18 protein-coding genes are annotated in these 21,824 nt (G+C 54.8%); 7 read left to right on the top strand and 11 right to left on the bottom strand.

The genetic code is table 11. The annotated features are described in order from the left end of the window. Positions 1-98: 98 nt before the first annotated feature. A complete protein-coding gene (locus tag HUF18_RS05380; protein WP_225691411.1) occupies positions 99-1,727 on the top strand; it encodes an acyl-CoA synthetase in 1,629 nt (542 codons plus the stop codon). Between the two features lie 75 nt (positions 1,728-1,802). Here HUF18_RS05380 and HUF18_RS05375 read toward each other — a convergent pair whose 3' ends face one another. The 6 genes from HUF18_RS05375 to HUF18_RS05350 all read right to left on the bottom strand — a co-directional run bounded on the left by HUF18_RS05375 (position 1,803) and on the right by HUF18_RS05350 (position 7,483). Then, positions 1,803-2,237, bottom strand: coding sequence for a hypothetical protein (locus HUF18_RS05375; RefSeq protein ID WP_145467013.1), 435 nt, complete (start codon positions 2,235-2,237; stop codon positions 1,803-1,805). A gap of 316 nt (positions 2,238-2,553) precedes the next feature. Further along, positions 2,554-3,069 carry a dihydrofolate reductase gene (locus tag HUF18_RS05370; RefSeq protein WP_225691410.1) on the bottom strand — a complete coding sequence of 172 codons (516 nt, stop codon included), beginning with the start codon at positions 3,067-3,069 and terminating at the stop codon, positions 2,554-2,556. 103 nt (positions 3,070-3,172) lie between these two features. After that, a complete protein-coding gene (locus HUF18_RS05365; RefSeq protein ID WP_145467017.1) occupies positions 3,173-4,864 on the bottom strand; it encodes a putative bifunctional diguanylate cyclase/phosphodiesterase in 1,692 nt (563 codons plus the stop codon). A gap of 160 nt (positions 4,865-5,024) precedes the next feature. Then, a complete protein-coding gene (gene thyA / locus HUF18_RS05360; RefSeq protein ID WP_225691409.1) occupies positions 5,025-5,819 on the bottom strand; it encodes a thymidylate synthase in 795 nt (264 codons plus the stop codon). After that, on the bottom strand, positions 5,816-6,625 hold the full coding sequence (lgt, locus tag HUF18_RS05355; protein WP_145467022.1) for a prolipoprotein diacylglyceryl transferase: 810 nt from the start codon (positions 6,623-6,625) through the stop codon (positions 5,816-5,818). Before lgt ends, thyA begins: the two co-directional genes overlap by 4 nt. A 69-nt stretch (positions 6,626-6,694) precedes the next feature. After that, positions 6,695-7,483 carry a sulfite exporter TauE/SafE family protein gene (locus tag HUF18_RS05350; RefSeq protein ID WP_328296341.1) on the bottom strand — a complete coding sequence of 263 codons (789 nt, stop codon included), beginning with the start codon at positions 7,481-7,483 and terminating at the stop codon, positions 6,695-6,697. Positions 7,484-7,595: 112 nt separating this feature from the next. Here HUF18_RS05350 and HUF18_RS05345 point away from each other — a divergent pair, with 112 nt between their 5' ends. The 3 genes from HUF18_RS05345 to HUF18_RS05335 all read left to right on the top strand — a co-directional run bounded on the left by HUF18_RS05345 (position 7,596) and on the right by HUF18_RS05335 (position 11,071). Continuing rightward, positions 7,596-8,357 carry an NRDE family protein gene (locus HUF18_RS05345; protein ID WP_225691408.1) on the top strand — a complete coding sequence of 254 codons (762 nt, stop codon included), beginning with the start codon at positions 7,596-7,598 and terminating at the stop codon, positions 8,355-8,357. A gap of 216 nt (positions 8,358-8,573) precedes the next feature. Next, positions 8,574-10,355, top strand: a complete 1,782-nt coding sequence (locus HUF18_RS05340) for a L,D-transpeptidase family protein (RefSeq protein ID WP_186435798.1) — start codon at positions 8,574-8,576, stop codon at positions 10,353-10,355. A gap of 170 nt (positions 10,356-10,525) precedes the next feature. Beyond that, positions 10,526-11,071 carry a DUF882 domain-containing protein gene (locus HUF18_RS05335; protein WP_225691407.1) on the top strand — a complete coding sequence of 182 codons (546 nt, stop codon included), beginning with the start codon at positions 10,526-10,528 and terminating at the stop codon, positions 11,069-11,071. Between the two features lie 24 nt (positions 11,072-11,095). On the opposite strand, the gene ptsP is transcribed toward HUF18_RS05335, so the two are convergent. Continuing rightward, the gene (ptsP, locus tag HUF18_RS05330; protein WP_145467031.1) at positions 11,096-13,375 is read right to left on the bottom strand and encodes a phosphoenolpyruvate--protein phosphotransferase; all 2,280 of its coding nucleotides are present in this window, start codon (positions 13,373-13,375) and stop codon (positions 11,096-11,098) included. A 6-nt stretch (positions 13,376-13,381) separates the two neighbouring features. Continuing rightward, on the bottom strand, positions 13,382-13,873 hold the full coding sequence (gene rppH / locus HUF18_RS05325) for an RNA pyrophosphohydrolase (protein ID WP_225691494.1): 492 nt from the start codon (positions 13,871-13,873) through the stop codon (positions 13,382-13,384). Positions 13,874-14,191: 318 nt separating this feature from the next. Between rppH and HUF18_RS05320 the strand changes: the two genes are divergently transcribed. Together HUF18_RS05320 and HUF18_RS05315 are read left to right on the top strand one after the other, a co-directional pair. Then, complete coding sequence (locus tag HUF18_RS05320; protein WP_145467033.1) at positions 14,192-14,854, top strand: histidinol-phosphatase; 663 nt, start codon at positions 14,192-14,194, stop codon at positions 14,852-14,854. 4 nt (positions 14,855-14,858) lie between these two features. Continuing rightward, a complete protein-coding gene (locus HUF18_RS05315) occupies positions 14,859-16,130 on the top strand; it encodes an imelysin family protein (protein ID WP_225691406.1) in 1,272 nt (423 codons plus the stop codon). 73 nt (positions 16,131-16,203) lie between these two features. Here HUF18_RS05315 and HUF18_RS05310 read toward each other — a convergent pair whose 3' ends face one another. Further along, entirely contained in the window at positions 16,204-17,400 is a 1,197-nt protein-coding gene (locus HUF18_RS05310) for a class I SAM-dependent rRNA methyltransferase (RefSeq protein WP_225691405.1), read from the bottom strand. Between the two features lie 115 nt (positions 17,401-17,515). Here HUF18_RS05310 and HUF18_RS05305 point away from each other — a divergent pair, with 115 nt between their 5' ends. Further along, positions 17,516-18,394 carry an HDOD domain-containing protein gene (locus tag HUF18_RS05305; RefSeq protein ID WP_145467039.1) on the top strand — a complete coding sequence of 293 codons (879 nt, stop codon included), beginning with the start codon at positions 17,516-17,518 and terminating at the stop codon, positions 18,392-18,394. 46 nt (positions 18,395-18,440) lie between these two features. On the opposite strand, the gene HUF18_RS05300 is transcribed toward HUF18_RS05305, so the two are convergent. Both HUF18_RS05300 and uvrD read right to left on the bottom strand, forming a co-directional pair. Next, positions 18,441-19,529, bottom strand: a complete 1,089-nt coding sequence (locus tag HUF18_RS05300; RefSeq protein WP_225691404.1) for a TRAP transporter substrate-binding protein — start codon at positions 19,527-19,529, stop codon at positions 18,441-18,443. A 46-nt stretch (positions 19,530-19,575) separates the two neighbouring features. After that, the gene (gene uvrD, locus HUF18_RS05295; protein ID WP_225691403.1) at positions 19,576-21,774 is read right to left on the bottom strand and encodes a DNA helicase II; all 2,199 of its coding nucleotides are present in this window, start codon (positions 21,772-21,774) and stop codon (positions 19,576-19,578) included. Positions 21,775-21,824: the final 50 nt, after the last annotated feature.

Here is a 21,824-nt window from a genome sequence, read left to right as displayed (position 1 = left end):
GCTTTTAATGCCTGCCTTTCTCCGGCGCCGCATTCATCGCGTGCGCAACGCACAAGGGTGTGTCAGGCGCCGGTATTCATTGCTTATCCGGGGGCTGTATGCAGCACTACAACATTTATGAAATGGGTCTGGATGCCAATCAGGCCAACTACACCGCCTTATCGCCGATCAGCTATCTGCAGCGCGCGGCCTTTGTTTACCCGCACCGCATCGCCCAGATTCATCAGGACACCACCTACACCTGGGGCGAAACCTACGAGCGCTGTGTGCGTCTGGCCTCTGGCCTGAAGTCGCTGGGTATCCAGCACGGCGAAACCGTTTCTTTCCTGTGTGCCAATATTCCCCCGATGTTTGAAGCGCACTTTGGTGTGCCGATGTGTGGCGCGGTACTGAATGCCATCAACACCCGTCTGGATGCAGAAGCCGTAGCCTTTATTCTGCAGCACGCCGAGACCCGCATTCTGTTTGTCGACCGCGAATTCAGCGACGTGGCCAGCAAAGCCCTGAAACTGCTGGCGGTTAAGCCAATGGTGATTGCCGTTGATGACCCGTACTTTGACGGCGGTGAACTGCTGGGCGAACAGACCTACGAGCAGCTGCTGGAAAAAGCCGATGCGGATTTCGCCTGGGATCTGCCACAGGACGAATGGCAGGCCGTTACCCTGAACTACACCTCAGGCACCACCGGTAATCCGAAAGGCGTGGTTTATCACCACCGCGGCGCGTACCTGAACGCCGCTAACAATATTATTTCCTGGGACATGGGCAAGCACCCGGTATACCTGTGGATTCTGCCGTTGTTCCACTGCAATGGCTGGTGTTTCCCGTGGACCATCGCTGCTGCGGCCGGTGTCAGCGTCTCCCTGCGTCATGTGCGCGCCGACGCCATTTATGGCGCCATTAAAGATCACAAAGTCTCGCACTTCTGCGGCGCACCGATTGTGCTGAACATGCTGAACAATGCACCAGCCGAGATGAAAGAAGGCATCGAACATCAGGTTAACGCCATGGTGGCCGGTGCAGCGCCTCCGGCTGCCGTGATCGAAGGTATGGAAGCCATGGGCTTTAAAGTGACCCACGTGTATGGCCTGACCGAAACCTACGGCCCGTGTGTGGTGTGTGAATGGGACGACGCTTGGAACAGCCGCACGCCGGGTGAACGCGCCGCACTGAAGGCCCGCCAGGGTGTGAAGAGCCCGATGCAGCAGGATCTGATGGTTGCCGATCCGGATAACCTGCAGCCGGTTGCCCGCGATGGCGAAACCATTGGTGAGATTTTCATCCGCGGTAATATCGTGATGAAAGGCTATCTGAAGAACCCGCGCGCCAGCGAAGAAGCCTTTGCCGGTGACTGGTTCCACACCGGCGATCTGGCGGTATGGCACGAAGATGGTTATATCGAAATCAAAGACCGCTCGAAAGACATCATCATCTCCGGTGGTGAGAATATTTCCTCCATCGAAGTGGAAGATATTCTTTACCGTCACCCGGATGTGGAAGAGGCCGCCGTGGTTGCCAAGCCGGATGAAAAATGGGGCGAAACGCCTTGTGCTTTCGTCAAGCTGAAGCCGGGTGCTGAAGAAGACGCTGCTGCGATTATGGATTTCTGCCGTGCCAATATGGCGCACTTTAAAATTCCGCGTCACGTGGTGTTTGGCGAGCTGCCGAAAACCTCTACCGGTAAGATCCAGAAGTTTATTCTGCGCGCTCAGGCTAAAGAGTCCTGATACCCGGGATTTAACCGCAAGCGTATAAAAACGGGCCTCATCTGAGGCCCGTTTTTTTATTGCGGAAATATCACACTACTGCGCGCATGTTACCGGCGACCAGACATCAAAGCTGTCTTCATCCAGCGCATCTTTTTCGCTGTAGAGAAAGCAATGGTCGCCTACCCGCAACGGCTGTGGCGCAAGACTGCCAGCCTCACCGGTTTCAATAAAATCACGTTGCGGCTCTGGCCGCTCACTGCGCACCGCATCCAGCTGACGGCGCAGACGCGGATCGAAAGGCACAGCCTTTAATGACTGCGCGCCGGGCGGTTCACTGGGGGCATCCCATTCCGCACCCCAGTCCGCATCCATATTGACAGCCGGCAGCCGCAGTAACGGCGGCGAGATAAATAAAGGTTCAGCGCTTTCTGAGGTTTCCTGCGCGTTATTCAGTACGGCAGGTGCCGGAGCTGCGGGGTTTTCTGTTGCCGGGCTTTCTGCTGCAGGAGTAGCGGGTTGTTCAGGCACGCGTTGAAGAGGCTCATTGTCGGGGACTGTCGGCACAGGCAAAGCAGACTGTAGTTGCAGACTAAGCACTGGCATAAGCTCTGATGGCTTTGCTGCCTGTTGCATCGGCACAGCCAATAGCAACAGATGCAGCAGTAGCGATACACCTAAAGCCAGAATCAGGGGATTGTGCAGCAGATAAAACAAATGAGTGGCGTCCCGTCCTTCGCCGGAACAGGCTCCGGCGGCGGGGATTAGACGCAACTATTGATATCAGGTTCAGCGCAGCAAATCAGCACAATTGTTCAGAAGCCGCTCAAGCCCGTTGCAAACCCGGTCAGGCGCGTTCGTACACTACAAAGCTGTAGTTATAAGGATTCGGGCCTTCGGCGGCGAAGTCTTCGCGTGCGACTTCCTGCCAGGCACTGCGTTCAAACTCGGGGAAGAAAGCATCGCCTTCGACTTCGGCGTGAACTTCGGTCAGATACATACGGTCGACCAGCGTCAGCGCCTGGCTGTAGATTTCAGCGCCGCCAATAATCATGGCTTCATCCTGACCGTTAATCAGCGCAATGCTCTCTGCCAGTTCGCGGGCAGCCTGCAGCGAGTCGACCACTTTTACGCTGTCGTTCGCATTGGGCGCCTGATAACCGGCCTGACGGGTAATGATGATGTTGGTACGGCCCGGCAGTGGCTTGCCGATGCTTTCATAGGTTTTGCGGCCCATCACAATGGTTTTACCCATGGTGACCTGTTTGAAGTATTTCAGGTCGTTAGGCAGGTACCAGGGCAGCTTATTATCGATACCGATAACACGGTTTTCGGCGAGGGCGACGATCAGGGAAAATTTCACAGCCAGCTTCCGTTGTGCAAAAGCGCCATCATACCACTGCGCTTATGCTCCGTCTGGTCTCAGGCTACGTCTGCCTCCAGACACGGCTGGGCTTCAGCTACGGTCAGGCGCAGCGCGCGACCATCGGCGGGATATCATCAGCCGGCAAAGGCCGGGCAAAGAAAAAGCCCTGATATTGGTCGCAGCCAAAAACCGCCAGAACATCGAGCATTTCACTGTCTTCAACACCTTCAGCAATCACTTTCAGGCCCAGATTGTGGGCCAGATTGATAATTGAGCTGGCAATGGCGGCATCGTGGCTATCGGTGACGATGTCTTTAACAAACATCCGGTCGATTTTCAGGTAGTCGATGGGCAGATCTTTAAGATAGGCCAGAGATGAATAGCCGGTACCAAAATCGTCAATCGCCACCGATACGCCCAATGTGCGCAGGCGGTTAAGTACCTGTACGCCATGGTCCAGGTTGTACATCAGCGTGCTCTCGGTTATTTCCAGCGTCAGATTCTGTGGTGGCAGGCCGGCATCGGCCAGCAGCTGCTGAATGCTGTCTGCCAGATCCCGCTGGCGGAACTGACGTGGCGACAGGTTGACCGACAGTTTAGTGTCTGCCGGCACCAGTCCCTGACTCAGCCAATCAGCATACTGGCGGCAGGCATTGCGTAATACCCATTCACCGAAACGTTCGATCAGTCCGGTCTCTTCCAGCACCGGAATAAAAATAGATGGCGACACATCGCCCAGCACCGGATGCTCCCAGCGCAGCAGCACTTCAACACCGGTAAAGCGCTGTTCACTGACACTGACCTGAGGCTGATACGCCAGGCGCAGTTCTTCACGCTCCAGCGCATGATGCAACGCACTCTCCAGACCCACGCGGATCTTGTCTGCCGGTGAACTGCGGTGGCAGAACACATAGCTGACGTTACGTCCTTCGCGCTTGGCCTGATGCAGGGCCAGTTCAGCATGACGCACCAGCTGCCCGGCGTCGTAACTGACCCGGCTGGCCAGCTCGATGCCAATACTGACGGTGGAGAAAATTTCTTCATCGCCAATGCTGAAAGGCTTCTGAAAAGCAGCACTGATTTTATGGGCAACGGCAGCACTCATGGACTCGTTTTCCAGATCACCACTGGCTTCAAGAATCACAGCGAAGCTGTTGCCACCCAGACGTGCAACGGTATCGGAACGGCGCAGTGTCTGCTGCAGGCGCTGCGCACAGGCAATCAGCAGCAGATCACCAAACTGATGACCATGCAGTTCGTTCACTACCCGGAAGCGGTCGATATCCACAAACAGCAGACTGACATCCTGACCACGGCGCTGGCTCTGAACCAGACAATGATCCAGCCGGTCCTGAAACAATCCCCGGTTCGCCAGCCCGGTAAGGGGGTCATGATGGGCGGCATGTTTCTGATCAATGTCGTACTGACGGCGAGCCATCGCCATCTGCATCACATGCAACAGCAGGCCGGACTGTGCCTGATGCGAACTCAGTACTTCCTGCACACCGGCGGTAATCAGTCTGGTTTCATCACTCAGGTGCTCAAGCAGAACCACCAGCGGCGCTTCTGGCAGCATCAGCCGCACACGCGCTATCGCAGCTTCCAGATGCCGGTCAAAGCGCTTACTGGACAGACAAACCACCCCCTGCTGCGCTTCCAGCCAGGCCGCACAGATGTCATCGAGGGATAACATCTGTTGCAGACTGACATCTGGCAACGGCGGTAACGACAGTGTCTCATCCGCACTGAACAGCAGCAGTGTCGGCAATTCGCTATCAAGTAATGGGTTCACCAGCAGCACCGGCAGTCAAAGATGCCTTCAGTATAGACAAGCATGCTGCGGCGTCCGGCCGGACAACGAGAATTACAAAAAAGAATTGTTACAGCGGAGGTGGCTGTCTGCTCCGCCTCTGCCCAGGACAGGAACGGAGCAATAGCCGATCAACGGCCGATCAGATGGCGACCGGCGCTTTGATATGAGGATGCGATTCGTAGCCTTCGATCACAAAGTCTTCAAATTTATAATCAAACAGGCTGTCAGGTTTACGCTGAATCACCAGTTTTGGCAGCGCCATAGGCTCACGCGACAGTTGCAGGTCAGTCTGCTCAAGATGATTGGCGTACAGATGCACGTCACCACCGGTCCAGACAAAATCACCCACCTGCAGATCACACTGCTGCGCCACCATATACACCAGCAATGCATAGCTGGCGATGTTGAACGGTACGCCGAGGAAAATATCGGCGCTGCGCTGATACAGCTGGCAGGATAATTTGCCGTCAGCCACATAGAACTGGAAAAACGCATGGCATGGCGGTAACGCCATATTCTCAATTTCGCCGACATTCCAGGCGCTGACGATCAGGCGGCGCGAGTCAGGATTGTTTTTGATCTGGTTCACTACCTGGGTGATCTGATCAATATGACGGCCATCGGCGGTTGGCCAGCTGCGCCACTGCGAGCCGTACACCGGCCCCAGATTGCCGTCTTCATCGGCCCACTCATCCCAGATAGAGACGCCGTTTTCTTTCAGATAGCGGATATTGGTATCACCACTCAGAAACCACAGCAACTCATGAATAATAGAGCGCAGGTGCAGCTTTTTAGTGGTTACCAGCGGGAAGCCTTCACTCAGATCGAAGCGCATCTGATAGCCAAAACAGCTGTACGTGCCAGTGCCGGTACGGTCTTCTTTAAAGGTGCCGTTTTCGCGTACATGGCGCATCAGATCGAGGTATTGCTTCATACTTTCTGTTCTCCGGATTTCGGGCTGCGGTAAGCGATAACCAGCAGGATGATCCCTATAACAATCATCGGCAGACTGAGCAGCTGGCCGCGGCTCATCCAGCCAAATAAATCAAAACCGATATGTGCATCCGGCTCGCGGAAGAATTCGGCAATCGTGCGGAACAGGCCATAACCAATCAGGAACATGGCGCTGACGGCTTTCTGTGGCCGTGGCCGGGACGAATAAAACCAGAGGATAACAAACAGCAGGAAACCCTCCAATGCTGCCTGATACAACTGTGATGGGTGGCGTGGCAGCTCGCCGGCACGTGGAAACACCATCGCCCAGGGCACATGCGCCGGATCAGCCACCCGGCCCCAGAGTTCACCGCCAATAAAATTACCGAAACGGCCAAACATCAGACCAACCGGAACCAGTGGCGCAACAAAATCGGCAACGTCGAAGAAGTTCTTCTGATACTTATGCCCAAACCACGCCAGTGCGGCCATTACACCCAGCAGACCACCGTGGAACGACATTCCGCCTTCCCATACCCGCAACAGCCACAAAGGGTCCTGCAGAAATTGCGGAAAATTATACAGCAGCACATAACCGCAGCGGCCACCGAGGATAACCCCCATGGCGCCATAAAAAATCAGATCCGACACCTGCTCCGGCGTCCAGCCTGATCCGGGACGGCGGGCACGGTAATTAGCCAGGCCCCAGGCCGAAGCAAACGCCAGCAGATACATCAGGCCATACCAGTGAATTTTCAGCGGGCCAATCGCGACCGCAACAGGATCAATATCAGGGTACGTCAGCATACGGACTTCCTTGCAACAACAGTCAGGCTCAAGCAAAACATCCTATTTTTAACTCCTTATGAAATGCGCTTAAAACAACAGAAATTTAATACCAACCACACACAACAACAGGGCAAAGCCCTTCTTCAGCAATGCCTGATCCAGACGGTGGGCCAGTTGCGCCCCTACTTTGGCAAAGGGCACGCTGGTCAGCACGATGCCGATAATGGCCGGCCAGTACAGGAACCCGGTACTCCATACCGGCAAATCCGCATGATTCCAGCCCGCCGCAACATTACTGATGGCGCCGGTCAGCGCAATTGGCAGCCCACAGGCCGCCGAAGTAGCCACCGCCTGGCGCATGGGAATTTTCATCCAGCTCAGATAAGGCACAGTAAAAGTACCGCCGCCAATGCCAAACCAGGACGAACCAAAACCTACCACCGAACCGGCCATAATCAGCCCCCGGTTACCTGGACGCTTACCAGCGCCTTTTGGTTCCAGCCCGAAAAACATTTTCGCCGCCAGTAACAGGGCAAAGACACCGATAATTTTCTGCAGCAGCGGGCCCGGCACAGCGGTAATTAAAGACACGCCCAGCATAGTGCCCAGCACAATGCCGATACTCATAACACCCACCAGCGTCCAGTCCACAGCTCCCTGACGATGATGCTCACGCACAGAACTGAGCGAGGTAAAGACAATGGTCGCCAGTGACGTAGCCACAGCCATATGAGTGAGTACAGTTTCACTCACCCCCTGTGCGGCAAAAGTAATGACCAGCACCGGCACAATCACCATGCCGCCGCCAATGCCAAACAAACCCGCCAACAGGCCGGCAACGGAGCCAACCGCCAGGAACAGCAGAAAAGTCATCATAGCTATGAAAATTCCGGTTTAAGGGGGCGGCATTATGACCTAAAGTGCGGGCAAAGTCGGCAGCGCCTGCGCAACAGAGCGTGCCTGCGGTAACCATTATCAGGAAATACCTATGTGTCTGATCGTACTGAACTGGCAACCACAGGACAGTCAGTGGCTGACCCTGAGTGCCAACCGTGATGAATTCTACCCCCGCCCGGCCAGTGCTCTGGAAGAGTGGAGCGAATATCCGGGGTTGTTTGCCGGACGCGATCTGCAGCAGGGCGGCACCTGGCTTGGTATCACCAAAGAAGGTCGCTTTGCCGCACTGACCAATATCCGCGCTCCCGGCGCCGGACCAGCCGAGCCGCAGTCACGCGGTCATCTGGTGCTGAACTACCTGCGCGAGCCACGCAACCCGGAAAAATATCTGCGCGCCGTACTGGAGAAAGGCGATGCCTACGCGCCGTTTAATCTGCTGTGCGGCAACCGCAACCAGCTCTGGTATGCCAGCAACTATCCCGAACCGCGACTGGAACGGCTGGAGCCCGGTATTCACACGCTGAGCAATGCCTGGCTGAATACTCCCTGGCCGAAAACCGAACTGGCACGGACGCAGCTACAGCGCTGGCTGCAACAGCCGGGTGGCAGTGCCAGTCTGGCGGCACTGCTTGATCATTACTCCCCCTTCCCCGACGATCAGTTGCCACAAACCGGGGTTCCACTGGAGTGGGAGCGCTTACTCTCAGCTCAGTTTATCCATGCTCCGGGTTACGGCACCCGCTGCTCCAGTGGCATTCTGGCGCAGCAGGAACGGGTTGAAATAACCGAGCTCAGCTGGGACAGTAACGGCAGAATTGCCGGCCGGGTTACCTGGCCGGTCGATCTTGAATGAGCAGACAATTGCTCACTTTAAGAACAAAGAATTAGCCGCCAGAAATCCGTTAAACAGTCTTCCTGTTACAAAAGAAAAACCTAAGTTGTTGTTTCTTTTGACACCCAGCAAACCAATCGAACGACCGTTTGCAGTCGCTTACAAAATTCTGCGAACGGTAGCGCGATTCCCGTCACATTTTGCTTATCTGGCGTCCATACTTCGTGCATGAACAGCATGAATACACCCCGGAAACCGCAACGCGTCGTCGCACTGACAGGCCTTATTGCCCTGCTGTGTATCGGTCTGTTGTTTGCGGCTCTGGCAGCCAGCATTAATACCAAGCCTTATATGCCGCCGAAGGTGGCGCAGAAGTATATGGAGCACTGGTTAATCGAATCCGCGCGCAATGTGGCGGGAGAAGTGCGGCTGAAACATGTGCAGAGCATTGAGCCTTTTTACCTGCGCCGCGATTATCAGCCGGTATGGATGAACAGTTTTGAACTGACCGAAGCTGGTCGCGAACTGCTGCAGGTACTGCGTGAAACCGCCGCCGACGACTGGCGCAACTACGGCTATGAACTGGCCACCCTCGAACGCGAAACCAGCCGTCTGTCGAATATTCCCAAACAGGCCACTGCGGTTGAAGTACTGCTGACCGACGCTTTCATTACTTACGCCCAGCAGGCTCTGAACGCTGAGCTGCTGCCGGATACCGGTGAGGGCGACCACCCATCGATCCGCAAAGTGTCGGCTGCCAGCAAGCCCGGACAATTCAGTGAAGAACAGATCATCGACCTGCTGAATGACTCCATCCGCCGCAACGAGCTGGACGCTCTGGTTGAAACTCTTACACCATCTCATCCCGGCTACCTGCGTCTGCGCAAAGAACTGAACCGTTACTTAGCCATTGCCAACTCCGGTGGCTGGTATCCGCTGCCGGATAACCTGCAGCTGAAAAACAATGAACGTCACCGTCTGGTGCCACATCTGCGCTGGATGCTGGGGCAGTATGGCGACCTGCAGAAAGGTGCCCTGTCCTGGCTGTTTAAAGATGCCGAAGAACGCACCCGCGCACCCGCCGAAGATGAGCCACATGATCTGAGCCGTCCGGAGTTTCTGTTTGACAGTGCTCTGGCTGACGCCTTGCGCCACTTTCAGAAACGTCATCATTTACCCGAAAGCGGTGAGCTGGATGCCAATACGCTGAAATGGCTGAATATTCCGCCTTACCAGATGGCACAGAAAGTCGCCCTGAATATGAAACGCTGGCGCCACCTGCCACGGGATCTTGGCCAGCGCCATGTCATGGTGAATATGGCTGACTACAGCCTGCAGCTGATAAACGGTGGCTCAGTTGAGCTGGATATGAAAGTCATTATCGGTAACCTGCAGCGCCGGACTCCGGTTATGGCACAGAAAATCAGTACACTGGAACTGGCTCCGACCTGGTCGGTACCCAAGCGTATTGCGGTAAACAGCCTGCTGCCGAAAATTCGCCGCAATCCGGGTTATCTGGAAGAGAAAGGCTATCAGGTAATCGGCCGGGTCGATGGTGTTGACCAGTTTATTTCGCCGTATGCCATTAACTGGAATAAAGTCAGCGCCAGTAACTTTCCTTACCGTCTGGTGCAGAAAGCCGGCGATGACAATGCGCTGGGTTCTATCAAATTCCTGTTCCCCAACGATAAAGACATCTACCTGCACGATACCTCACAGCCGCAGCTGTTTAACCTAGACAACCGCGCCTTAAGCTCAGGTTGTGTACGGGTAGAAAAACCAAGATTACTGGCCGAAAAACTGCTGCGCGGGCAGCAGGGCTGGAACCGCCACAATATCGATGCTGCCATCGACCAGAACCGCACTACCCGCATCCGCCTGCAGGATGATGTACCGGTCTATCTGATGTACTGGACTACCTGGGTTGATCAGGACGGTAATCTGCAGGTGCGCGACGATGTCTACAATCGCGATCTGATCGCCGGCCTGCCGCCTACCAATCCTGCCGTCAGCCTGTAACCTTCTCTCGCAAGTGGCGTACAAACGTCAGCAGTTACATTATTCAGTATGACAAATGTAGCGTTATGTATTTTTGTCTAAGGATGCCCGTTTCTTTTGGCAGGTGTTTGGCATACTCCGCCCATAGCCATACAACACTGAATAACCAGATGTAGCGGAGACTATTCACCATGTTGCAACGACGTCACTTTCTGAAGCAGGCAGCCTGCCTTGGTGCGGCAGGTATTACCGGCCTGAGCAGTACCCGCGCATTCGCCGGGCAACAGGAAGAACGTACTTTGCGCCTGTACAACATTCATACCGGTGAATTCACCACCAGTACTTTCTGGGCGAATGGCCGTTATATCGACGAGGGTGTGGAATCTCTGGATATTCTGGTACGCGATCACCGTCGCGATCAGGTGATGGCCATGCAGCGAGAGCTGTATCAGAACATGTACCAACTGCAGCAGTTGTTCGCCAGCCATGAACCGCTGTATGTGATTTCCGGTTATCGTGCCCCCGAATCCAACGCCAGCCTGCGCTATACAAGCTCAGGCGTCGCCGAGCACAGTCTGCATATGCAGGGACGTGCCATTGATATCCGTATTCCCGGTGTTTCACACCGCCATCTGCACCGCGCCGCACTGGCGATGGGCAACGGTGGTGTTGGGTATTACCCGAAGAGTGGTTTCGTTCATATTGATACCGGACGCACCCGGCACTGGACAGCCTGATCAGGCTTTAAAAGAAAGGGCGTATCAGTTACGCCCTGGTCCGATAATACGGCCGAAACCAGCCTTCTCCAGCGATAACTGCAGGGTAGCGGTAATAACCGGCGCACTTTCTATCTGCAGCACCTCTGCCAGCAACTGATCAGCCCATTCACGGCTGATGCCGCGAATTACCGATTTAACCTTGGGCAGGTTAGTGGCGTTCATCGACAACATGTCATAGCCCATTGCCATCAGCAATACAGCGCCCAGTGGATTACCGGCCAGTTCGCCACAGACACTCACCGGCTTGCCAATTTCGTGCGCCATATCGGCAATCATCTTCAGTGCATTCAGCACCGCCGGGTGAAAGGCCTGATAAAGATCAGCCACCCGTGGATTATTACGGTCCACGGCCAGCAGATACTGGGTCAGATCGTTGCTGCCGACAGAGAGAAAATCCACCCGCTGGCCCAGTTCACGGATCTGATAAACCGCTGCCGGGACTTCAATCATCACTCCGACCTGGGGCATTTCGACGTCAAAGCCTTCTTCCAGAACTTCAGCATGGGCGCGGTAGATCAGGTGTAATGCTTCATCGACTTCGCTGACGCTGGTAATCATCGGCAGCATAATACGCAGATTGTTCAGCCCTTCGCTGGCCTTCAGCATGGCGCGGATCTGTACCAGAAAGATTTCCGGGTGGTCGAGCGTTACGCGAATGCCACGCCAGCCCAGAAACGGATTAGCCTCACTGATCGGGAAGTAGGTCAGTGCTTTGTCACCACCAATATCCAGGGTTCGCATCGTTACCGGATTCGGGGCAAAGGTTTCCAGCTGCTGACGGTAAATTTTCTGCTGCTCGCTCTCGCTGGGAAAGCGGTCTTTCATCATAAACGGCACTTCGGTGCGGTACAGGCCAACACCTTCTGCACCACGTTCGAGACTGCGTACTGCATCGGTAATCAGGCCGGTATTCACCCACAGCGGAATACGGTGACCATCGAGGGTTTCGGCCGGTTCATCGCGCAGCACCTGCAGGTCTTTCTGCAGCGCCTGCTCTTCATCAAAGATCGCCTGATACTGCTCACGCAGTTCATCGTTGGGACTGGAAAATATCTGTCCGCGGTAACCGTCAACGATCAGCTCCAGACCATGCAGCTGGGCGTAGGGAACATCCACAACCCCCATAACCGTAGGAATCCCCATCGCCCGGGCCAGAATCGCCACATGCGAGTTGGATGAGCCTTTAACCGATACCAGACCACGCAGCTTGCCCGGCGGAACCTCGCCCAGCATCGCCGGTGTCAGCTCTTCACTGACCAGAATTGTATTGGCAGGAAAATCGTACTCCTGCGCGTGTGCATCACTGCCCTGCAGATGAGCGAGAATACGGGTTCCCAGATCAATGATATCGGTGGCGCGCTCGCGCAGGTAAACATCTTCCATCAGCTGGAAGTGACCAACGTATTGCATGACCACCTGGCGTAATGCGCCCTGCGCCCAGTTACCGTCACGGATACGTGCTTTAACCTCTGCGCCAAGCGCATGGTCATCCAGCATATTCAGATATACATCAAACAACGCCATCTCTTCCGGGCGCAGTTCGCTGCTGAGTTTCTCGCCTAATATACGGATTTCTTCACGGGCCGCTTCCAGGGCGAGATCAAAGCGCACAATCTCGTCATCAATCGACTCCGCCTCTTTATCCACCACACCACTGAGGTCGGCCGCGGGAGACAACACAAAAGCCTGGCCGAGCCCAACCCCGGGAGCTCCGGGCGCGCCGTTAAAACGGGTGCTTTTCTTGCGTTCGCTGGTTGCGGAAGGGATATCGAGAATATTGCCGGTGGCCTCGGCATGGGCAATAACACCAGCCAGCTGCGCCGACATAGTGACCAGAAAGGCTTCTTCGCTTTCGTCAAACTGACGGCTGTCGCGCTGTTGCACCACCATCACGCCCATCAGGCGTTTATGGTGAATAATCGGCACCCCGAGAAAAGACAAAAAGGGGTCTTCACCGGTCTCGGATAAAAAGTGAAAGCGTGGGTGAGTTGGCGCGTTATCGACGTTGATCGGCTCTTCGCGCGAACCAACCAGGCCGACAAGACCCTGCGAAGAGCTGAGGCTGACCCGGCCAACCGCTTCCTGCTTCAGGCCTTCAGTAGCCATCAGCACATAACGCTTACTTTCCGGATCAAACAGATAGACTGAGCACACTTCGGTATTCATGGCCGCACGGATACGTGCCACAACCACTTTCAGAGCATCGCTCAGGTCGGTTGCAGAACTGACTTCCTGTACAATGCGTCTCAGAATATCAAGCATAAACCCTCAGCTGGTTTTCCGTTGCAGCTTGGCAATGCGCGGTGCCAGTTCCGTCATGGCACGGCGATACACATCGCGTTTGAATGCAACCACCCCTCCCAGCGGGAACCAGTAACTGACCCAGCTCCAGCCATCAAATTCCGGCTTATCGGTAGCGCTGACGTTGATCCGCGAATCGTCACCCACCAGTTTAAGCAGAAACCATTTCTGTTTTTGCCCGACACAAACAGGCCGGCTGTCATGGCGCACCATACGCCGTGGTAAGCGGTACCGTAACCAGCCACGGGTGCAGCCCAGTATCTGCACATCCTGCGCACTCAGGCCAACTTCCTCCATCAACTCGCGATAGAGCGCCTTCTCCGGCGATTCACCTTCTTTGATCCCCCCTTGGGGAAACTGCCAGGCATCCTGGCCTATGCGTCTGGCCCAGAGGACCTGTCCTTTGTCGTTGCAAAGGATAATACCGACATTAGGGCGGTAACCATGTTCGTCAATCACAATGCCGTCCAGTACAGTCTGATGGTTCAAAACTTGCCGATTTCACCACAAAGGTCAAGCAGTTGAAGATAAGGCAGGCAATAACGGGGGCAAGGCATACAGGAATCCGGTGGCGGACTCACCTTAATTCAGACTCTGGGAGACAGGCTGAATTGTCCGGAAATTGCCACAATCCGCCCCCTGGCAGCCGGCATTGTTTAGAACCAATATGTTCGATTATTTCTTCGTTTGAAACTCAGAATTATAAGGAAAGTATGCGCTGTTGCCCTTAGAATAGCGACTAATTTTCTAACCGGCACCGGAAAAAGGCTGACTCTCGTGGCACTGGCTATTTTCGATCTCGACCACACCCTGCTGGATGGCGACAGCGACCATGCCTGGGGACAATATCTGGTCGATCAGGGGCTTGCAGACCCTGAACAACACAAGCTCCGTAACGATTATTTTTACGAGCAATATAAGGCCGGCACTCTGGATATTAACGAATATCTGGCATTTGCGCTTAAGCCTCTGACCCAGTATCCGTTGCAACATATGCTGGATACCCGCGCCGCGTTTCTCAAAGCGCGCATCATGCCGCTGATCTCACAAAAAAGCCGTGACCTTATTGCCCACCATAAGCGTCTGGGTGATACCCTGCTGATCATCACCGCAACCAATGGTTTTGTGACCTACCCGATAGCCGAGCTGCTGGGCATTGAGCATATTATCGCCCCGCATCCGGAGATGCAGGATGAGCGCTATACCGGCAATATTGTCGGTATACCAAGTTTCCAGCAAGGTAAAGTGGTACGCCTGCAGGATTGGTTGCAGCAACAGGGATTTGAACTGGCCGGCAGCTACTTTTACAGTGATTCCCATAATGATCTGCCGCTGCTGGAAATTGTGGATAACCCGGTAGCGGTTGATCCGGATGACCGTCTGGCCGCCATCGCCGCACAGAAAGGCTGGCCAATTATCAGCCTCAGGGATCAGGAGTAAGCCTGTGAAGTACGCAAAGCCGGTGCTGGTCAGCGCCCTGTTGTTAAGCGGATTACTGGCCGGCTGTGATCAGCCAGCCCTGCAACAGGACAGCCCTGCAGAACGGGCCGCAGATACTGGAAACGAACAGGACAGTATTCCGGACAGCAGTGCATTCGCCGCTCACCTGGGTCTGAGCGCCTACACAGAGGTGTCGATGGCTGCGCAGACCGCGCAGGAACTCGACAGCCGCCTGGCCTCCTTTTTATATCATCCCAACCCCATGAGCCTCGGCGAGGTGCGTCAGGCCTGGCGTAATGCTTACAGCGCGTACCTGCAGACTCTGATCTACGCCAAGCTGCCGATCAATGATCCACCGGACTGGCACAAGAAAGGCATCGATTACCAGCATACCCTGAGCCTGCTCGACAGCTGGCCGATTGAGGGCGGTTATATCGACCATGTGCCCGGCTATCCGTTCAGCGGCATCGTTAACGATCTGACGCTGGAACTGAATGAAGACAGCCTGCTGGCACAGCACGGTTTCTCTGACCCGAGTTACGCCAGTCTGGGCTATCACGCGTTCGAATTTATGCTGTGGGGCGCCGAGGGCCAGCGTTCGCCGCGCGACTTCTTTCCACAGGAAAACACTGCTCCCGTTGTGGTAGCCAGCGAAGGTGGCAGCAACAGCGAAGCGGAAACCGGTGACGTGGTTCATCACGAAGATGCCGCCAGCAGCGCCGATGAAGAACCGGCCGATATTGATGTTCAGAACCATAACCGCCGTCGCCAGTACGTACAGCTGCTGAGCGAACAGCTGCAGAAACATCTGCACCGGTTGCAACGCCGCTGGGAGCCAAGCAACGGTTACTATGCCAACCTGCTGCAGCGCTCAGAGCCGGATCAGGTATTAAAAGCGGCTTTCAGCGCTACGCAGAAATTGCTGTCAGATGAGTTGCTGGCCAAACGCCTGAGTGGTACCAGCAGTGAGTTCAGCCAGACCACCTGGGCTGATACCGGTGCTATCGTAGCGGGTATTCGCAACCTGTACTTTCCGCTGAGTGAAACCGAAGCCGGCACCGGATTACCGGCTCTGCTTGGCCAGCGCCACGAGGATCTGAGTCTGGAATGGCAGCAGCAGTTACAGCTGCTCGATGACAGCGTGGCAAACTGGAAGCAACTGGGTGTGGCCGACGCAGAAGCGCGTCAGCAATGCCGCCAGCGTATTATTGAGCTGATGTCGCTGCTGCAACGCACCGCCAGCGCCCTTAAAGTGCCACTCGCCAGCGCCAACTGAAGCGAACGATCACATAATAAAAAGGGAGCCTGAGCTCCCTTTTTTATACCACCAGTTTTTATACCACCGCCGTTCAGCGGGTCGGTAACACGCGGGCAAACACCGCTTTCAGATAACGGGTTTCGGCGATGGCCGGTAATACCGGATGGTCGGCCCCCTGACTGCCGACATGCTGAATCATCACTTCACGATCCAGCTCACGCCCCATAACACGCAACATATCCGGCAGACGATCTTCCGCCAGATGCATGGAACAGGACGCCGCCACCAGCAAACCGTCTTTACTCAGCAGACGCATCGCCAGCTGGTTCAGGCGGTGATAAGCCTGCTCACCGGCTTTTATATCTTTACGACGCGGAATCAGTGCCGGCGGGTCCATCACCACCACATCAAAACGCTCACCGTTATCCTTCAGCTGGCGCAGCGCTGCAAAGGCATCGCCTTCCCAGCAATGTACTTTTTCTGCCACGCCATTCAGCGCTGCGTTCTGCTCTACCCAGTCGAGCGCCTGAGCAGAGGCGTCAACACAGTGTACTTCCGCCGCACCATGATTGGCCGCCTGCACACCCCAGCCGCCAACGTAGCTGAATACATCCAGCACGCGCTTGCCTTTAACCAGACGGTTCAGCTGTGCACGGTTTTCACGGTGATCGTAGAACCAGCCGGTTTTCTGACCGTGAATCACCGGCGCCATAAAACGGGTATCGTTTTCTACCAACGGGGCACAATCGTCTTCCAGCGCGCCCTGAATCACTTCCACGTACTCTGGCAAACCTTCGACCGCGCGCAGCTTGCCATCGTTTTTCAGCACGATGCACCGTGGTTTGGCGACTTTATTGACGGCATCAATAATGGCCTGACGACGCAGCTCCATTGCCACACTGGAAATCTGGATCACCACCACATCGCCAAAACGGTCAATCACCAGTCCCGGCAGACCATCGCTGTCACCAAACACCCAGCGGTAACAGGACTGCGGATACCACAACTCACGGCCACTCTGCGCTACCTGCAAACGATGCACAATCAGAGAGGTATCCAGCGTCTGTTTACTGTCACGACTGAACAGGCGCGCACAGATCAGCTGTTCCGGACTGACCACAGCAACTCCCAGCGCTTTGCCATTGGCGGCTTCGACCACAACCTCAGTACCGGCGGTCATGTTTTTCAGTGGCGTAACAGCGATATCCACTTCATTGCTGTATACCCACAGGTGACCGCCTTTCAGACGGCGTTCAGCCTTGGCTTTGAGTCGCAGTGTCGGGAGCATGGTTCACCTCTGGGGCCGGTTACAAAAAGGAGCGCATTATACGCATGCTCTGACAAACTTCCCCAGAAAGCGGTGCTATTCTTGATGACATTCGTTTCCCTTCTCCGGACTTGTCATGCCTCAGCAACTGTCGGAAGAGCAGATACTGCACATCATGCAGGGCATTAAAATCCCGCCACAGCCGCAGATTCTGGTCGATCTGCAAATGGAACAGTTTATGCCCGATCCGGATCTGGGCCGCATTTCCAAACTGATCAGTCAGGATGTCGGACTGGCCGGTACGGTGCTTAAGGTGGTGAACTCTCCGTTTTATGGCCTTAAAAACCGTATTACATCCGTCGCTCAGGCGGTCAGCCTGATTGGTCTGAACAGTGTGGTTAACATCATTAATGGCTTATCCATTAAAAGTCAGATGAGCGACGAAACCATCGTGAATATGAACCGTTTCTGGGACACCGCCAACGACATATCCCAGGTAGCTACCGCCATTGCCAAACAGGTGGGTTATCCCAATCCGGATATGGCCTATCTGTTGGGTCTGTTTCATAACTGTGGTATTCCGCTGCTGATGGCACGCTTCGATAATTATCTGCAGGTGATGGAAGAGTCTTACGCCCACCCAGAACTGCGGGTGGTGGATGTGGAAAACCAGCACCTGAACACTAACCACGCAGTGATCGGTTATTACACCGCAAAATCGTGGAATCTGCCCAAGCTGCTGTGCGATGTCATTGCCGAACACCACAGCGCCTCGCGCTTTTTTGCCACCAATAATTATAAAGATTCGGAAGGAAAAACGCTGCTCGCTATTCTCAAGCTGGCGGAGCATATTTGCGGAAATTACCGCATTCTTGGCCGTCAGTCAGAGGATCTGGAATGGCAGAATATCGGCAGTGAGGTATTAACCTATCTGGGTTTGGGTGAATACGATATTGAGCAGATGGAGGCTAATTTTGAAGAGCTGGGAATTGGCTACCGTAATTATAAATATTAGACCGGGCATCTGACGCCCGGCCTGTACCGCAACCAATCCCTGTTATTTAATCCCGCGCGTTGATATAGGCCTGCTCGCTCACCGCATGGTAAGCCTTCACCTGATCACGGTAATTTTTGTACGAGTTATAAACCTTCTGTGCCAGCGGATCAGCCGCCGACACTTCAGCCACGACCTGCTCCGACAACACCTGCAGTTTGCTCAGCACATCATCCGGAAATGCACGCACATCCACGCCGTGTTTTTCTTTCAGTTCAGTCAGCGCTGCCTGATTGCGCGTGGTGTACTCCGCCAGCATGTCTTCGTTAATAGCTTTGGTTGCCACCCGCACAATGGCCTGCAGATCGTTTGGCAGTTTTTCGAAGGCAGTTTTATTAATCACAAATTCCATCATCGAACCCGGCTCATGCCAGCCCGGATAGTAATAATGTTTAGCGACCTTATATAAGCCAAATGCCAGATCATTATACGGGCCAACCCATTCGGTAGCGTCGATGGCACCGGTCTGCAGCGAGGTAAAAATTTCACCGCCAGGCAAGGTCACCGGCGTACCACCGGCACGGGCCAGCACTTCACCACCCAGACCCGGAATACGCATTTTCAGACCTTCGAGATCGGAGACGCTGTTAATTCCTTTATTAAACCAGCCGCCCATCTGCACGCCGGTATTGCCACCCGGCAGCGGTAATAAATTAAACGGCGCGTAAACCTCTTCCCATAATTGCTGACCACCACCGTACTGAATCCAGCCGTTCATTTCCTGCGCTGTCAGACCGAAAGGTACCGAGGTAAAAAACTGTGCCGCAGCGGCTTTGCCCTTCCAGTAATACGCACCACTGTGACCCATTTCGGCTGTACCCTGAGATACCGCATCGAACACCTGCAGTGCCGGAACCAGCTCACCGGCACCGTAGACTTTGATCTGCAGACGGCCGGCGGACATATCGTTCACCATCGTCGCAAAACGCTCTGGCGCCGTACCAAGGCCGGGGAAATTTTTTGGCCAGGACGTTACCAGCTTCCATTTAAAGGTTTGCTGCGGTGCGGCTACAGCGGCTTGTTCTGCATCTTTCTGGCAGCCACTGAGTCCGGCGATAGCCACTACGGACAGCAGCAGGGTCGTCAGGCGTTTCATGTTGCGTTTACTCCTTGTTATTGTTTCAACCGTATTTTGTTCTGAATTAAAGTGCATCCAGTTTGGCAAAGCTGGCCACCAGCCATTTGCTGCCGGCGTCATCAAAATTAACCTGCACACGCAAACCGCTGCCCTGCCCTTCAAATTGCAGCACCGTACCTTCACCGAACATTTCGTGGTACACGCGCTGGCCTAAGGTGTAGGGCAGATTGCCGTGCACGAAAGACGGCTGCTTCATTCTTGCTGAAGGATCACGGGCCGTCAGTGGCCGGCTGACGCTGTTTTTCAGCCGGACTTCGGCAATCAGTTCGGACGGAATTTCGCGGATAAAACGCGATGGCGTGCTGTAATTTTCCTGGCCGTGTAAACGCCGGCTTTCAGCATGGGTAATAATCAGTTTTTCCATTGCCCGGGTAATGCCGACATAGGCCAGACGCCGCTCTTCTTCGAGGCCTTCGGCTTCGTCCATCGACATTTTATGCGGGAATAAACCTTCTTCCAGACCGGCCAGAACCACCTGTGGAAATTCCAGACCTTTAGCCGAATGCAGTGTCATTAACTGCACAGCATCTTCATATTCGTCGGCTTGACCGTCACCGGCATCCAGCGCCGCGCGGTCGAGGAATAATGCCAGCTCATTGGTTTCGGCATCATCGTTGTCGTCAGCATTAAAACCATCATCGCTTTCAAACTGACGGGCGGCATTGATTAATTCTTCAAGGTTATCGAGACGCGCCTGGCCCTTTTCACCTTTTTCTTTTTTATGGTGCTCAATCAGACCGCTCTGATTAATGACCTGATCGACAATTTCATGCAGCTCCAGCTCGTCGATACCGACGCTCATTTCCTCGACCAGATCGAGAAAACTCTGTACCGCAGCACTGGCACGCTTCGGCAGCATGCCATGCTGTACCGCCGCTTCTGCCGCCGCCCACAACGAGCTGCCCTGATCGCGGGCATAGCTGCGCAGAATATCCACGGTTTTTTCGCCAATTGCGCGCGCCGGAACATTAATAACACGCTCAACCGAAGCATCATCCTGACGGTTCAGTAATAAACGCAGATAGGCGAGAGCGTTTTTAATTTCCAGCCGCTCGTAGAAACGCTGGCCACCATAAATGCGGTAAGGAATACCGGCACGCAACAAGGCTTCTTCCAGCGTACGCGACTGCGCATTGGAACGGTACAGCACGGCCATTTCGGCACGCTGACGGCCACTGCGTGCCCACTCATCAACCTGATCGGCGATATACCGCGCTTCATCCTGCTCGTTAAACGCGCTGTACAGCTGGATGGTTTCGCCTTCTTCACCTTCGGTGTGCAGGCTCTTGCCCAGACGTCCGGTGTTGTTGGCGATCACCGCGTTGGCAGCTTCCAGAATGGTTTTGGTCGAGCGGTAATTCTGTTCCAGCTTAATGAGTTCGGCACCGGGGAAATCGTGCTGGAAGTTACGGATATTATCGATATTGGCACCGCGCCAGCCGTAAATAGACTGATCGTCATCGCCCACCGCCATCACCGACACACGATCCCCGGCCAGCATGCGGATCCAGGCGTACTGGATGTTGTTGGTATCCTGAAACTCGTCGACCAGAATATTGCGGAAGCGCTGCTGATAATGCTCCAGTACATCCGGGTGATGTAACCACAGTTCGTGCGCACGCAGCAGAATCTCACCGAAGTCCACCAGTCCGTTCAGCTGACAGTTGTCTTCATACAGCTGATAGACCTGTTGCATGGTGCGCGAGAATGGATCGGCCGATGGCATCACATGCGCTGCGCGGCGACCTTCATCTTTCTGTTCGTTGATAAACCACTGAATCTGCTTCGGTGGATAGCGGCTGTCATCAATATTGTTGGCTTTCATCAGCCGCTTGATCAGCCGCTGCTGATCGTCGCTGTCGAGAATCTGAAAGTGCTGCGGCAACCGTGCTTCGCGCCAGTGCAGTTTCAGCAGGCGGTGCGCCAGACCGTGGAAGGTTCCTACCCACAGGCCATTCGCCGGTATCTGCAGCAACTGCTCCAGACGGCCTTTCATCTCTTTGGCGGCCTTGTTGGTAAAGGTCACCGCCATCACTGAAAACGGCGAGACATTTTCCACCTGCAGCAGCCAGGCAATACGGTGCACCAGCACGCGGGTTTTACCCGAGCCGGCGCCGGCCAGTACCAGCTGATGACGTGAACTTGCAGCCACCGCATTGCGCTGGCCGTCGTTTAACTGATCGAGAAGTAATGAAATATCCATGGCGTGCGAGTCTATCAGATGCCGGGGTAAAAATGCTGCTGTTTTATACA

Origin of the sequence: Thalassolituus sp. ST750PaO-4, assembly GCF_020320405.1 — a bacterium.
Lineage (GTDB): Bacteria > Pseudomonadota > Gammaproteobacteria > Pseudomonadales > Oceanobacteraceae > Venatoribacter > Venatoribacter alkanivorans.
This window is presented reverse-complemented; position numbering and strand designations above follow the sequence as displayed.